The sequence below is a fragment of the Bacteroidia bacterium genome, assembly GCA_025056095.1.
In the GTDB taxonomy this organism is placed as follows: domain Bacteria; phylum Bacteroidota; class Bacteroidia; order JANWVE01; family JANWVE01; genus JANWVE01.
This window is the reverse complement of record JANWVW010000049.1, coordinates 1-14,969: the sequence shown is the minus strand read 5'-3', so window position 1 is coordinate 14,969 and position 14,969 is coordinate 1. Positions and strand designations below refer to the sequence as shown.

General features: G+C 37.0%; 15 protein-coding genes. 6 read left to right on the top strand and 9 right to left on the bottom strand.

Annotated features, from left to right (window positions below; translation table 11 throughout):
- Positions 1–270 precede the first annotated feature (270 nt).
- Together NZ519_05700 and NZ519_05695 are read left to right on the top strand one after the other, a co-directional pair.
- Positions 271–513 (top strand): hypothetical protein, encoded by a 243-nt coding sequence (locus NZ519_05700; protein MCS7028243.1) that lies wholly within the window; start codon positions 271–273, stop codon positions 511–513.
- On the top strand, positions 500–2,560 hold the full coding sequence (locus NZ519_05695; protein ID MCS7028242.1) for an OmpA family protein: 2,061 nt from the start codon (positions 500–502) through the stop codon (positions 2,558–2,560). Before NZ519_05700 ends, NZ519_05695 begins: the two co-directional genes overlap by 14 nt.
- Before the next feature lie 9 nt (positions 2,561–2,569).
- On the opposite strand, the gene NZ519_05690 is transcribed toward NZ519_05695, so the two are convergent.
- From NZ519_05690 to recO, 4 genes are all read right to left on the bottom strand, one after another.
- Positions 2,570–3,211, bottom strand: a complete 642-nt coding sequence (locus NZ519_05690) for a hypothetical protein (GenBank protein ID MCS7028241.1) — start codon at positions 3,209–3,211, stop codon at positions 2,570–2,572.
- Between the two features lie 45 nt (positions 3,212–3,256).
- Positions 3,257–4,138 (bottom strand): lipoyl synthase, encoded by an 882-nt coding sequence (gene lipA, locus NZ519_05685; protein MCS7028240.1) that lies wholly within the window; start codon positions 4,136–4,138, stop codon positions 3,257–3,259.
- A 64-nt stretch (positions 4,139–4,202) separates the two neighbouring features.
- Positions 4,203–7,448: a M1 family metallopeptidase gene (locus tag NZ519_05680; protein ID MCS7028239.1), complete on the bottom strand. Its 3,246-nt coding sequence runs from the start codon at positions 7,446–7,448 to the stop codon at positions 4,203–4,205.
- 74 nt (positions 7,449–7,522) lie between these two features.
- Positions 7,523–8,200 (bottom strand): DNA repair protein RecO, encoded by a 678-nt coding sequence (recO, locus tag NZ519_05675; GenBank protein MCS7028238.1) that lies wholly within the window; start codon positions 8,198–8,200, stop codon positions 7,523–7,525.
- Positions 8,201–8,319: 119 nt separating this feature from the next.
- On the opposite strand from recO, the gene NZ519_05670 reads away from it, so the two are divergent.
- The 3 genes from NZ519_05670 (at position 8,320) to NZ519_05660 (ending at position 11,260) form a co-directional block, all read left to right on the top strand.
- A complete protein-coding gene (locus tag NZ519_05670; GenBank protein MCS7028237.1) occupies positions 8,320–9,708 on the top strand; it encodes a hypothetical protein in 1,389 nt (462 codons plus the stop codon).
- A 42-nt stretch (positions 9,709–9,750) separates the two neighbouring features.
- Positions 9,751–9,888, top strand: a complete 138-nt coding sequence (locus tag NZ519_05665) for a hypothetical protein (protein MCS7028236.1) — start codon at positions 9,751–9,753, stop codon at positions 9,886–9,888.
- 232 nt (positions 9,889–10,120) lie between these two features.
- Positions 10,121–11,260, top strand: a complete 1,140-nt coding sequence (locus NZ519_05660; protein MCS7028235.1) for a cystathionine gamma-synthase — start codon at positions 10,121–10,123, stop codon at positions 11,258–11,260.
- Here the strand turns inward: NZ519_05660 and NZ519_05655 are convergent.
- The 5 genes from NZ519_05655 to NZ519_05635 form a co-directional block, all read right to left on the bottom strand.
- Positions 11,250–11,885, bottom strand: a complete 636-nt coding sequence (locus tag NZ519_05655; protein ID MCS7028234.1) for a class I SAM-dependent methyltransferase — start codon at positions 11,883–11,885, stop codon at positions 11,250–11,252. The two genes, NZ519_05660 and NZ519_05655, sit on opposite strands and share 11 nt — an antisense overlap.
- A gap of 8 nt (positions 11,886–11,893) precedes the next feature.
- Positions 11,894–12,241, bottom strand: a complete 348-nt coding sequence (locus NZ519_05650) for a hypothetical protein (GenBank protein ID MCS7028233.1) — start codon at positions 12,239–12,241, stop codon at positions 11,894–11,896.
- A 468-nt stretch (positions 12,242–12,709) separates the two neighbouring features.
- A complete protein-coding gene (locus tag NZ519_05645; GenBank protein ID MCS7028232.1) occupies positions 12,710–13,201 on the bottom strand; it encodes a hypothetical protein in 492 nt (163 codons plus the stop codon).
- 136 nt (positions 13,202–13,337) lie between these two features.
- The gene (locus NZ519_05640; GenBank protein ID MCS7028231.1) at positions 13,338–14,510 is read right to left on the bottom strand and encodes a glycosyltransferase; all 1,173 of its coding nucleotides are present in this window, start codon (positions 14,508–14,510) and stop codon (positions 13,338–13,340) included.
- A gap of 39 nt (positions 14,511–14,549) precedes the next feature.
- Complete coding sequence (locus NZ519_05635) at positions 14,550–14,693, bottom strand: hypothetical protein (protein ID MCS7028230.1); 144 nt, start codon at positions 14,691–14,693, stop codon at positions 14,550–14,552.
- Between the two features lie 60 nt (positions 14,694–14,753).
- On the opposite strand from NZ519_05635, the gene NZ519_05630 reads away from it, so the two are divergent.
- The coding region (locus NZ519_05630) for a hypothetical protein (GenBank protein ID MCS7028229.1) at positions 14,754–14,969 on the top strand (216 nt) is incomplete at its 3' end.

The following is a 14,969-nucleotide window of genomic DNA, read 5'->3' as shown; positions in this document are numbered from 1 at the left end:
GGTTAAGTTGATGATTTTGAGTTAGTTATGTAAAAAATTGCGAAAGACATCGACGGTTGTTGATTGTCAAGGAGTTAGGTCAAAAAGTGGGCTAAAATGCTACGAATTTCGTAGTGTTTTAGGTAGTTTTGGTGGACATCGACGGAAAGGGATAGTCAAAATCTGCCCTGCACGCATAAAGAAAGCGGTTTTTGTGTGTCAGACTTTTTTGAGTAAGTAAAGTGTTTTCAATTTTTTTTGAAAGTTTGTTTTGATTTGATTGCGTGAGGCATGCGGAGGGTGGGCGTTAGCCCAGTGCGTAGCGCAGCGAAGCACCGAAGCGTGAGCGTAGCCCGAAGCACGCCGACCTTGCCCACACAAGCACAAGCGAAGTGTGGGCAAGGGCACGCCCAAAAAATAAAACTTAAACTTTCACACAGTCCGAAAACAGACCTTTATACAAATGAACTTTACCACCTTCAAGGTTCATGTAAGAGCAACTTTATGTATTTTTGTAAGTATGAAAAAAGCTAACTTGTTGATTTCTGGAATATTTTTTTGCAGATTATTGACCTATGGACAAAACGAAGAGATACTGTGGGCAAGTGAAGTATTAGACTATTCTAGCCAACCCATAGATGGCAAAGTGTGCGCTGCGCGTGAAGTATTAGGCAAACCGAATAGTATGCTTCCAGGGGGAGTTTTATCAGCTACTGCTTGGTATCCGTATTCACGTAACGCCAAAGAATATGTATGGGTTAAGTTTGCTAAAAAAATTAAGGCTAAACAAGTAATTATTTGCCAAAACTACAACGCGGGCGGTATCATAAGTATTGAGGGCTTTGACGATAAATTAAAACCTTATCTGATTGTAGAAAGAAATCCTAGCCCTGTCCCTGCTAAAACTGCCGAAGTGCTTCACTATGCTATCCCCGTAGATGTTCCTGCTATCCATGCGATTAAAGTTACTTTAATAGGAAACGATAAAAAATACTACTACCAACAAATTGATGCTATTGGTATCACAGAGAGCAGCACATTAGTGTATCAGCCTAAAATTGATTTGATAGAAAACATCAAATTTCCTTCTGCCCCTGAAAAATTAGATGAAAATATTAATTCACCTTACGGCGAAGATGATCCTATTGTATCTGCCGATGGTAAGATTTTGTTTGTCAATAGACATAATCACCCAGAGAATACAGAGGGTGAGGGAGATAATAGCGACATTTGGATGTCTGAAATACAGCCTAATGGCAAATGGGGACCTCTCAAAAATATGGGTAGTACGGTCAATAAGTTTGAATCTGTTTGGCCCTGCGGGGCTTTACCTGATAACAACACTCTTTTAGTGGGTACAAACTATTACGATGTCGTTAAAAAGAGAAATGTTACCGCACCTGCGTTTTGCTATCGTACTAAAAATGGTTGGTCCGCACCCCAAAGAATAAACATTCCGAATTGTTATGCCACAGGACTAAGTACCTTAGACTACGGAATGGCACCTAACGGAAAAGCTATCTTTATGGCTTTTGACCGTGAAAATTCTTACGGGCAAACCGATATATTCGTCAGTTTGCTACAAAATGATGGTACTTGGACAGAACCTATTAATCTTGGGCGTACCATCAATACCGCAGGTAAAGAAAGCACTCCTTTCATGGCACCTGATAACGTAACTTTATATTTCTCTTCCGATGGTAGACATGGCTACGGCGGCACAGATATCTACATGAGCCGCCGATTGGATGACACTTGGACAAAATGGACTGAACCTTTAAATCTTGGTCCTGTAATAAACACCCCAAAAGATGACTCCGAATACTCGCTTAGCGCATCAGGAGATTATGCTTATTACGTAATCTCAGAAGATGGCTCTTTCAAAGGTAAGGATATTTATCGCATTAAACTGAATGAAGCCGTAAAACCTCGACCTACCTGCTTAGTTTTTGGTAAAACGCTCAATGTCAAAACCAAAGAACCTGTTGAAGCCCAAATTTTTTATGAAACACTTAATACAAATGATAAAGATACCACAAAAGAATCAGGTATTGCTAGAAGTAATCCTAACACAGGTAGCTACAAAATTTCTTTGCGCGCGGGCAAAGTGTACGGTTTTAGAGCAGAAGCCAAAGGCTATATAGCAGTAGATGAAAACTTGTCCTTAGTGGATTTAACAGAGTTCAAAGAAGTAGAAAAAAATCTTTATCTTGCCCCTATTGAAGTAGGACAAACCATTTCCTTGAATAATATATTTTTTAGTCCCAATTCAGCTGTACTTTTACCTAGTTCTTACCCTGAAATTGATAGAGTATCCCAATTTTTGAAAGATAATCCGCAAATAAAAATAGAGGTTCACGGACATACGGATAATGGAGTGGCAGGTACCACTGAATCATATCTATTGCAGCTTTCGGAAGAACGGGCTAAAAGTGTAGCCGAAGCGATTATCAAACGCGGGGTTAAACCTAATCAAGTTAGATACAAGGGATTTGGCAGCACAAAGCCCATAGCAGACAACACTACTCCTGAAGGTAGACAAAAAAATAGGCGAGTAGAGTTCGTTATTGTAGAAAAATAGCGCTTAAGGCTACATTTGTTTTATTTTTTCAATTACTCTTTTTTGCTCTTCTATTTTGCTTTTCAATTCATCTATAGCTTTTTGATTTTCCTGCATTTTAGTTTTGTTTTCCTCTATCTTTTTAGCGTAGTTCTCATTTTCTTTTTGCATGTCTATTTGGTTTTCAGTGCGTTTTTTCATTTCTTTCTCCATTTCGGATAATTTATCCATTTCTTCAGCTAAACGGTCTTCGATATAAACTTTTTTAGCTTCTTCAGCAATTTCTTTGACTAAATTGCGCAAATTGCTGGCTTCGGCAGAATGTTCTCGTGAATTCACAAATAAGTCATAACCTAACGCTGCGGCAGCAATGACCGTAGTAGTATTTTTTCTGCTTTCAACTACTAAGTAAAAGTCTATTGTTTTGGAAGATATTTTAGGAATATTAGCGGCTAATGCACTGTACACATTTTTGCTTTCACGAGCTTTAATGTCCCATGCTTTAAGTTTGCGCTCTACGGCTTTTATTACAGTTTTTTCAGGAATTTCAATTTCTATTTGAAAGCCGTTTCTCTCTTTCTTATCTAACTTGAAAGAGCGTTCGGATACTTCTTTTTGTGCAAATACTTGTACAAAAAGTAATAGCAGGGCGGGAAAGATATGTGCTTTCATACTTACAAATATACTACAAACTGTTAGTAAAATGGCTTATCTAAGTTAAAATATTTGTCTTTCTGCATGATAAGAAGAGCGTACCAAAGGAGCACTTTCTACGTACTTGAAACCTTTTTGTAAAGCTATTTGCTTCAATTCTTCGAATTCAGCAGGAGGAACGTATCGTTCAACGGGAAGGTGCTGCTTAGTGGGCTGTAAATATTGTCCCATAGTCATAATATCGCATCCGTTTTCTAATAAACTATCCATGACCTGCAAAATTTCTTCACGAGTTTCGCCCAAGCCTAACATAATTCCTGATTTAGTTCGTAGCCCTGCTTTTTTAGCTTCACGTATCACTTGCATAGACCATTCAAATTTAGCTTGGGGGCGCACTCTGCGATATAAACGAGGTACAGTTTCCGTGTTATGATTTAGGATATCAGGACGCTGATTGAGTACCATATACAAAGGTTCTAACTTACCTTTGAAATCAGGAATAAGCACCTCAATGGTAGTATTAGGGTTTCGTTTGCGAACCTCTTCTATAGTTTTTGCCCAAATAGATGCACCTCCATCTTTGAGTTCATCTCGGTTTACAGAAGTGATTACACAATGTTTTAATCGCATTAAATATACGGCTTCGGCTACACGATAAGGTTCTTCTGTGTCTAATTCTGTAGGCTTTCCTGTAATTACAGCACAAAAGTTGCAAGAGCGTGTGCATATATTCCCTAAAATCATAAACGTAGCTGTACCTGCGCTCCAGCATTCTCCCATGTTAGGACACATTGCACTTTCGCAAACGGTATGCAATTTATAAGTATCTATAATGTTGCGAACCCTAGCATATTCTTTTCCATGCGGCAACTTAACTTTTAACCAATCAGGTTTTTTTTGAACATTGTTATTGGTATCTTGGATAACAGGCAACTCAATTAGCATATACTGAATAACAAACTAACTTTGCTTTGTATTTCACAAAGATAAAAAACTTTTTGACACTCTGTTAAAAGGTTCTTCCTATACCTATTAACCATCTAAATTGAAAAGGCTGCTGACCTGCAGGTACGTAAGACAACCACAAAGGCATATCCACACGCAATACAAAAGGTGCAGATTGATAACCTTTTGGAGGAAAGAAAGTAAAAGCTACCCCAAATCCCGCATCTTGCAAAATACGAGTATTCGGCATGCTATTAAAAATCATTGTACTATGACTGACTATATTAGTTAAATAGCCTGCATCATAAAACAAATAGGGATTCCACTTGACTCGCCCTCGCAAGCGTACAGGTACTTTATAATGCCATTGAGTTCGCAGTAATTTGACAAAATCTATTTCTAAGCTAGTCGCTAAGCCTGTATTACCTACGCTAATAAGCTGGTTTCTTTCATCTAATACAAAATAACGTGCGTAACCCCTTACATTTAAACCTCCACCTAACTGCAAATGAGCAGGTATTTTACCTTGCTTTCGTACATACAAACTTTCAGGAAACATATAAGACCTATACCAACGGTGGTCATATTCTTGTTCAGGATTAGCGCCGTATAAGTAAAGATTACTTTCAGGAATGTTGTTCATGCCAATTTGCCCAAAAATACGCCACTTGATGTCAAATTTTTTTTGAACGAAGTTAAATAAAACCTGCGTATTAAAGTAGGAATTGTTGTTTTGAGCTATTAACCCAGGTGCTACTAATTCTGTGTTTATTTTTATGCTTCCCCATGCTATCAAACGTTGCTTTTCTATCCCTACACGAATAGAGGAATTTACAGTATTGTTTGCCCACAAGCTCGGATTAGGTAAAAATTCGTTATCTATATCTTTCGGTCTTAACATTATTTTGTAATAAGCAAACACCTTAGTGTAATTTTTGCTACCTACTACTGCGGCAAAAGTTTTATTTAGCCCTTCTTTTATTTGCCAAAGCCCATCTCGAATTTCTACATGATGAAAATGAAATACCTGTCTATCTAACTTGCGCAGCGGTGCAGAATAGCTTGCTCTGAAAGCAACAGGTAAAATTTTACTTTTGTAAGTAGAGTCATTTATCCCATAACGATAAAATCTGCCCAAAGTGGTATTTGCCCAAATGGCTACTTCAAACAAATCCAGGTTAAAATAATTGCTTTTGTACTGAATACCTGCTTGTACGCCTGCTAAGCCATTGTACCAAATATCAGGTCGCCAATAGCTGCGGGTATGTTTCCAATCAGGATAGTCAGGGTATACTCCGCTCTCAAACTTAATAATGTTCTTATGTTTAAGTTGATTATCTCTTAAATCTACATCAGCAAGCAAAAATTCAGGGTCAATAATCAAATTATCTAATTCATTCGGTAGTTCTATTTCAAACGTATAAGTAGGATGCAGGCGCTTTCCCCAGCCCCGCCATATCGGCAAAACTTTCGCATTTGGGTGCTTGAAAGGTTTTACAAAATCCCTGTTAGGAATATATGCATACGAAGTATCACCTTTTTTAGTTGTGAACATCAAATCTAAGGGCATTTCCATATCTCCCTTGCGAACCAAGGTAATTTTTACCTTGTTTTGACCTAACTTTTTTACGCATTGGATACCGTAGTCAATCTGTTTTTTTGTAGTCATCCATTCATCAAAAAACCAATTCAAATCTACTTGGGTAGCGTCAATCATGGCTTGGCGAAAGTCTTCCTCATACGGGTGTGCTATAGCCCAACGCCTAAAATATTCCTGCATACCTTTCCAAAATAACTTATCGCCTAGTACATATTTAAGGTTAAAAAGCATAGTTGCCGTTTTAGTGTAGACCAAACTGTGTCCTCTGTCTTCCCCGTTTCTTCGCAGTGAGCCATCAAAATCGTCAGCATGAGTATTGAGTTGAATATCGTAGCCATTTTTTGCTCGCCATAGATAGCTGTAGTAAGCATTTGAATAAATGGTTTCTACTTCTTCATAACGTTTTTCTACATAAGGAATATATTTTGGGCGAATATCATATTTGCCGTGTAAAGCTTGCATAGCTATAATTTCCAAAAATTGCGTAAAACCTTCATCCAGCATAGGTCTGTAAGTTTCGTTGTTACCTATTATGCCAAAGAACCAGTTATGTCCAACCTCATGAGCAAAAAGTGGCTTATAGGTAGGCGAAACGCCCCCACACAGAGTAAGCATAGGATATTCCATACCATCTCGTGCATCGGCTACTACAATTTTGGGATAGACATACTTCCCTACAAGGGTAGAATACACTTCAATTACTTTTGCGGTAAATTCTGCTGCGTCCTGCCAACGAGGAGCGTTGGGCTGCATAGCCAAAGCAATTACTTGAATACCTTGCCAATTCGCTTCACCAATCCGGTAGGAAGGGTCTGCCGTCCAAGCAAAATCATGTACATTAGCAGCGTAATATATCCAAGTTTTCTTTTTACCTGATTCAGGGGTAATTATGCTGATAGGCGTTTGTGTAGCCGATTTGAAATTTTTAATATCTAATGCACTTCTTAATTCAGGAGGTAGAACTTGGTTTTTATTTTGTAAAGTTCCTGTGGCTTCTACAATGTAATGATGTGGCAAAGTTAAATTGACTAAAAAAGTACCAAAATCACCGTAAAATTCGCGGTTTAGATGTTGATCTAATGCCCATTTGAATTTACGGTCATACACAGCTATACGCGGATACCAATGTACAGCATCATAGTGTTTAACGCCATCATGAATAAACATTTTCATCCTGCGAGGTTGTGAACCTATGTCAAAATAGGTTCTGAATTCAATATTGAAAGTAACTTTACTATGCGGTAAAATGGGCTTATCTAAATAGACTTTGAGAATAGTTCCTTGTAGCTCTGTAATTTGGGCTTTACCTTCATATTTAAGTGATAAAACTTCAATATTCTTACCTTCTGCTTCATATTTTCCGTACTTGGGCCTGATGTGGGTGCTATGTAGAGTAAGGTCATGCAGGTCAGAGTGTGGATTAAAGGCATTTTGGTATAGATTAAAATAGGCTACTTTTAAGGTATCAGGAGAGTTATTAGAATAAATCAGCGTTTCTGAACCTTGAATAATATCTGTTTGGTCATCTAATTCTGCATCAATAGTGTAGGCTACGTCCTGTTGCCAATAGCCAGGATAGGGAGGCTTGTTTTTCCAATAGTATGGGTTTTGTGAACTATCGTACTTGTAAGTAGGTTGAGTAAAATCAAATTGAGCGTGAGAAAAATAAAACTGTCCTAAAAGCAAAATTATGCAGACTAAATACCTCATGATAGTACAAAAGTACGTATTTGAGTGGTTTTTACAAATGTGATAAGAGCAGGCGTGGTTGTGTTTTTGCTAGCTTAATATATTATTTCCCATATTGCTTTACTTTGTAAAGGTTTAAAACCGTGAATGTATCTTTTAGCAAATTGCTCAATAGCAGCTAAAATAGCTTTTCTCTCTTCGGTTGTTAGGGGGTAGCTTTGCTCTGGGTTGTAATAAACGTCTTCTAAATACGTAGGTAAATGTTGATAATCAGTTTCTAATATATCTTGCCAAGCTAATACGTTAGGTTTGTAGCCAAGATAAGCACATACATTCAGCAGAATATGGACATACAAATGGATAAGGTGTTCGTTTTGTCTATCCAATTGAATGATTTTGTCTTTCAAAAAATCAAAAAGTAAATGTGGTTGGCTATCTTCGTGTAAAATGCAAAGCAAAAATTCTGCTAAGGAAGAGGTATAAAGAATTTTTTTTATTTCTGTATGCAAACTTTGGTGATAGTAAATTAAGTGCAGTTCGGAAAGTAAATGAAGCTCTCTTTCAGCACGATAGTAAAAAGTAACTTGGCATATATTCAAAGGCAAAAAGTAACTCATTTTGTTGGTCCCTTTTTTAAGTTTCTTCTTAACTCCTTTCGCAATGCAGGAAACCAGACCATATTCTCGGGTGTATATACGCGCAATGACACTGTTATCCGTATAGTCAATATGGTCTAACATGATAGCAAGTGTATCTATGGCTTCTCGTGCCATTTTGTTGATTGACAAAAATAAAAACTTTTTCACATTTTTAGGTTCATTATTTTTTGTGTTTAGGTAGTTTTTCGTACAAGTGAATACTATATGAGGTACATTTTCGTAACTTTGCTTTAATGAATTTAAGAAAATTTTTTGATTTTTTTATCTTGCTCGTTACAGTTTTAGCCCTTTCTTGTAGAAAAAATCTTGATATTAAAAACACTACGGGTAAGCTTTCTTTATCTACGGACACATTAGTTTTTGATACTCTGTTTACAACTTACAACTCTCCTACAGCGCGTTTGTATGTATTCAATCGTACCAATGGGCGATTAGACATTGACTTTATGGGAATAGAAAACCCAAATACAGACTTTTCTTTAATTATTGATGGAATTAAATCAAATCAAGTTAGAAACTATAGTCTGCCCGCAGGAGATAGCTTACTCATTTTTGCTTCATACAAAGCCAAAGCACAAAGTTCTCAAAACTACTTAGCCGAAGAGTTTATTACTTTCAAAGTCAACGGACACACGCAGCAAGTGGTAATGAAATGTTTTAGTGTTAACGGAATTATGCTTTACAACACTTTGCCCAGCAGCTATTACGTAATGCAGGACACGGCTTACATCATAAGAGATACTTTGAGTGTAGGAGTTGGGCAAACCTTAGTCATTACTAATAAAGCTCGCTTATATTTTGATAATCGTGCGGCTATTTTAGTTCGAGGTACGCTTAAAGTGCAAGGTACAAGACAAAATCCTATTACTTTTCAGGGAGTACGATTAGATGACAAATATAAAACTCGTGCAGGACAGTGGAGTGGAATTTACTTTTTCAAAACCGCGAAAGACAATGAAGTCCACTATGCCGAAATTAAAAATGCTTATTATGGCTTGTATGCAGCCTATCCGCAAGATGATGATAATGTAAAATTAGTTGTCACTCATACCAAAATTCACAATATGGTAATAGCAGGGCTTACAGGGGCAGAAACTAAAATATATGCCTATAACACTTTAATTTATGATTGTGGTAGAAGTGCTGTGCAAATGTTTGCAGGTGGCACATATCAGTATGACTACTGTACTTTTTACGCAGATGCCGCCAAATACACTCATGACCAGCCCACTTTTGTAGCCTTAGACTATTTTGGCGACCCAAGAAATCCACTTACCACAGGTGCTTTGAATCTTATAATGCGCAACACGATTGTGCATGGCAATGGCAAGCCTGAAGATGAATTTTTTGTAGGTTTAGTAACGGATCTACCTTTTGGTTACAATATTAGCCACTGCTTACTTAAAACTAAAAACTTTGCTAGCCAAGATTTTATTCAAAACCCAATTCATCAAAATATACTTAATCAGGACCCGCAGTTTGAAAATACAACAGAGAGAAAATTTGCTGTCAAGGAAGGTAGTCCTGCAAAAGGTAAAGGTATTCCTATTGCAGGTATTACTTTGGATATAGAAGACAATCCGCGTAGTGCTACTGCGCCTACGATAGGAGCTTATGAGTAAATTAGTTGAGCAAGAAGGATAGGTTAATTTAATTTTTATTTTTTGGGCGTGTCCTTGCCCACACTTCGCTTGCGCTTGTGTGGGCAAGGTCGGCGTGCTTCGGGCTACGCTTTCGCTTCGGTGCTTCGCTTCGCTACGCACTGGGCTAACGCCCACCCTCCGCATGCCTCACGCAAATGAACTTACCGTAATCCTTCAAGAAAATTGCATACTTTTGTAGTCAAAACTTGACGAATGTCAACCCAACCACTGTGCAACTACGACATTTACAACTTTTTTCGCTTTTTAACTCTCCGTCTAACAAAGTCTTAAACCAACTATTACGAAACCACAGCCTTATGCGGCAGCAACTTTTTCCTCAATTTTAAGCACATTATTTTCTTCAGTAGAATAATTTTGTACTTTTGGCTGTATGAAGTTTGCAACCAAAGCTATACACGCAGGTATTGAACCTGACCCTTCTACAGGGGCAATCATGACACCTATTTTTCAAACTTCTACGTATGTACAGGAAGCCCCAGGAATACACAAAGGCTATGAATATGCGCGTACTCAAAACCCCACAAGAGACGCCTTGCAAAAAAACCTCGCTGCGCTAGAAAATGCGCAGTATTGTTATTGTTATGCTACAGGTTTAGCCGCCACAGATGCCATTTTGAAACTCTTTCAACCTGGTGATGAAATTATTGCCACAAATGACCTGTACGGTGGTACATACCGACTATTTATGCGTATCTACGCTAAATTCGGATTAAAATTCCATTTCATCAACATGGATAACCCAGAAAATATTTTGCCTTATATCAACTCCAACACTAAAATGATATGGATAGAAACCCCCACTAACCCTATGCTCAACATTATTGACATTGAAGCCGTAAGTAAACTTGCAACACAATACAATCTCATTACAGTAGTAGATAATACTTTTGCTTCTCCTTATTTGCAAAATCCACTAGATTTAGGTGCTACCATAGTCATGCACTCTTTGACTAAGTACATTTCTGGTCATTCAGATGTAGTGATGGGCGCAGTAATGACAAATGACCCCAACTTAGCGGAACAGCTAAAGTTTATTCAAAACGCATCGGGTGCAACTCCAGGTCCGCAAGATTGCTTTCTAGTACTTAGGGGCATAAAAACATTACATCTTAGAATGGAAAGGCATAGCTACAACGGTAGAAAAGTAGCAGAGTTTTTAACTCAGCACCCGAAGGTAGACCAAGTCTACTGGTGCGGTTTACCTACGCATAAAAATCACCATATTGCTAAAAAACAAATGCGAGACTTCGGAGGTATGATTAGCTTTACGCTCAAAGGGGATAGAATGGAAGATGCCCTAAAAGTACTCAAAAGCACAAAAATATTTTCCCTAGCAGAAAGCCTAGGCGGAGTAGAGTCGTTAATTGGTCATCCTGCTACCATGACTCATGCATCTATCCCTCGAGAACAGCGATTAGCTAACGGCTTAAAAGATACTTTGATTCGCCTTTCCGTAGGTATAGAAGACATAGAAGACCTAATAAATGATTTAGCCCAAGCTATTGGCTAACGTTACTCTCTTTCTTTTCAAGAAAAAACATTAAATCTGGGGCAAAATGTGGGTTGCCTGTTAGGTAATGCTCTATCTTTCCTATGGTATAAAACAAGTTTCTTAGCAAAATTCTTTTCCAATCTAAAATAAAAGGAGAGGGATATTGATAATAAAAACCAACCAAGTGCGCCCATACAGGTGTATGTATGGGAATAGGAATAATGCACTTTTTTATTTTGAATCCACAGCTTTCTACCATTTTAGAAAATGTACGAGTATTGTAGTGCACTACGTGTTCGTAGCAGTCCCATATATCCATTTTGTGCGCTTTACCTAAACGCTGGGCTAATTTCATTTTAAGGTAATTGTAATTTGCGTTCGGTACTTTAATAACCACAATACCATCTGTTTTGAGTAGATCAAAAACAGTTCTTAGCATTTTTTTAGGTTGCGTAACGTGTTCAAACACATCAATTAAAGTAATCACATCATAATGTTCTTTTGGTAGATTGGCTTCTTCTAAAAAAGCAGTGTGTATATTTAGTCCCCAGTTTTCTCTCGCAATTTTTGATAATGAAGGGCTAGGTTCTACGCCTTCTGTTTCAAAACCAAATTCTCTTGCTTTACGCAAAAAAAAGCCCATGTTTGTGCCTACATCAAGCAATTTACCTGTTTTCTTAATCTTTTTAATTTGTCGCAGCTCATATTCATAATTCCTATCTCTATGGTGCTTTTTTTACCTTTGAATATCAACATCGCTTCATTGTAATATATAGAAGTGTCGCCGAAGTAATTCTTTTCAGCATCTACTGCTCTTGGATTGACATAAGTTAAACTGCACTCCTTGCACCTAACTACTGACAATCCTCTCTCTTCATATACTTTAACGTAATTATCAGCATCACATAAAGGGCATTTGCAGTATTCTCTTTCTGCTTCACTGTAAAAATCTTTTTGTGTTCCCCCATGAATATAATCCTCTCTTCTTAATTTTTCCATACTTGACAAATTTAGAGAATTCAAAATAAACCAATTGAAATATATTTACAAAAAATCCGTCTTTTAGTGTATCAAACCTTTGGAGTCAAGATAAAGTATAGTGCATAGCACGGAGCAAACAGCACAAGAAAGAGCAATGCAGCAAAAATGGTAGCCAATAGGAATAGAATAAGAATAAGAGTAAATCCAGGACTTGTTCCACCCCATGAAAAGAAAGCAAGAAGTAGAGTATAAAATAGAAATACAATCGATAAAATTCCACAAACTATTCCCAAAATTGAAACAAAACGAGTGTGCTTATGATTTTTCTTCTCTTTTTTTTCAGCTAGCCTATACGAAATACATAAGCGCTCATCTCTTACCTCATTATTAGAAAAGTGAGCGGCCCACAAAGGTACATTGCTTAGTAACAAATACAAAATTAAGACAACTAAGTAGGTTGAAATTTTCATAAGCTTATTAAACTAACTAAGCAGATTTACGAGAGACAACAATACGAAAATTTATGATAGATAAAATTACAAAGAACCAAAACGCGATAACTGAAAGCCAAAATGGAATGGAAGAATATGCTTCAGTCCGCACAAGAAGAAGCACAGCTAAAATAGATGTGAAGATACTACTAATTATTCCCATTACAAACAAAGTAACTAAATGAGTTTTGGGATAATCAGAGCAAAAAAGAGGTAACAAGAAAGTACCAAACAAAAACGCAAAAGAAGAAATGGCTCCCACAGAGAATATGCCTGCGATAGTAAAGATAGTAACAAAAAGCCAAAATACGACCTCTCTTATCGCTTTTTTGTTATTATTCTGCTGGTGCTTTATTTCAAGTATACTTTTGCTTTTAGAAGATAGCCCTGAGCAAGTATTAAATGAACTAGAAGTAGAAATAGTCCCACCTAAGGAAAAAAATGAGAACACAACTATAAAAATACCTAAGGCGAAGATATACTTCATGGTACAAATTTATAGAACCTGACTTAATTTTTCAAAAAAAACTTATCATTTAAGTATATTTATCTTTTCAAGTTAATTTGCTTTTCAATAGTATTTTGTAAAGATGCTTGTAAGTACCTTTTTCGTAATGAACTTATCAAGAAATTCTTTCCGTTGGTTTCCACACAGTTTGAGGTTTAGTAAATAGATATCTGAAAAAGCCCAATAAAAGCGCTGCATTCATAGCTAAAAAATGACTTAAAAATCGCAGAGGTTTGAAACCTGCTTTTTCTTTAAATAGTGCTATATCCAGACCAATTAAAATACAAATCAATAGTGCTAAGCTTGCCAAAATAAGATAAAATTTGCTTTTTGTAGCTAATACTATCAAACACACTGCGGCTAAAACCATCAGCAAGGGTAAGAACCACCGTAAAACTTTGTGAGAAAAGTAACAAAAAAACACATTTGAAAACGGCTTTTTCCAAAAGTTAGTAAAATAAAATAGGTTTTGAAAATTACCTACTGCATACCGAGCTTTGCGCCTAAATTCCTCTGTAATTTTAGTAGAAAAAGTTTCAAATCCTAAGGCGTTAAGTTCAAATATAGCTTTTTTGCCCTGTGCCAAAACTTGCATGCTTATAAAAAAGTCATCTGAAATAAATCCTTTGGGTACAGGAACATATAATTCTTTACGAATAGCATAAGAAGCGCCAAAAGCACCTATCATGCAACCTAACAAACCTTCGTAGCACTTTATTTTATTCTCAAAATGAATGTAGGCTGTTTCCTGCTCTGAAATACCTTGTTGTAAAACCTTATTATTAGTAATGTTGCCCCCTACCAAGCCAATATCCGAATTCTTAAAATGGGCTACCAAGTTAAAAATATGTGTCGGTGTGAAAAGAATGTTAGCATCGGTTAAAATTAGAATATCAGCCTGAATGTTTTCTACCAATTGATTGATAATTTGAGCTTTACCTGTTCTTTGGCTAAAAATACGTAAATGCAAGTTCGGATACTGCCTTTGGTACTGTTGTACTATCTTATGCGTATCGTCGGTAGAATTGTCTGAACCTATCCATACTTGTAGTTTATCTGGGGGGTAGGTAGTATTAAAGGTATGTTCTATTTTTTGGGCAATGACTTTTTCCTCGTTATATGCGGCAAATACTACTGCTACTGTGGGCAAAGAGTCTTCCGAAGTGTATTTCACTTGGTTAGGTTTTTTATTTTTAGCCAATAGTTTGAGAATAAAAAAATATCCTGCATAGTGGTAGCCCAAAAGAAAAATCACGCTCCAAAATATAGAAATTGCGATTATCTCCACAAAGCAAAACTAAACATAAAATTAACTTTGTAAAAATTCTTATCCAACTCTGTTGGTTTTATGGGATAGCTTAGTTTTTTGGGGCGTGCCCCTTGCTAACGCAAGGGTCGGGGCATTCCGCACGTAGCCCGCAGCACGCCGACCTTGCCCACACGAGCGCAAGCGAAGTGTGGGCAAGGGCACGCCCAGAAAAATAAAAAATTCAATCTTTTTACATAATCACTATTTTGCAGCCGAACTTATATGGATGCATACCTTTATTTTGAACAGTTAATTGCTGCTTTGCAAGAAGAGCAAAAAGAAGAAGAGCAGTTTTACATGCAAGAGATTACCAAGCTAAGCCTTGAAGAGCGCAAAAACAAAGGACTTTTGTGGTATCCCACCCGATTAAAAAATGAAAACTTTGACCAAACCGAAGGTATCTTAGCTACCTTCGAAAAAACTACATCAGAACTCTAT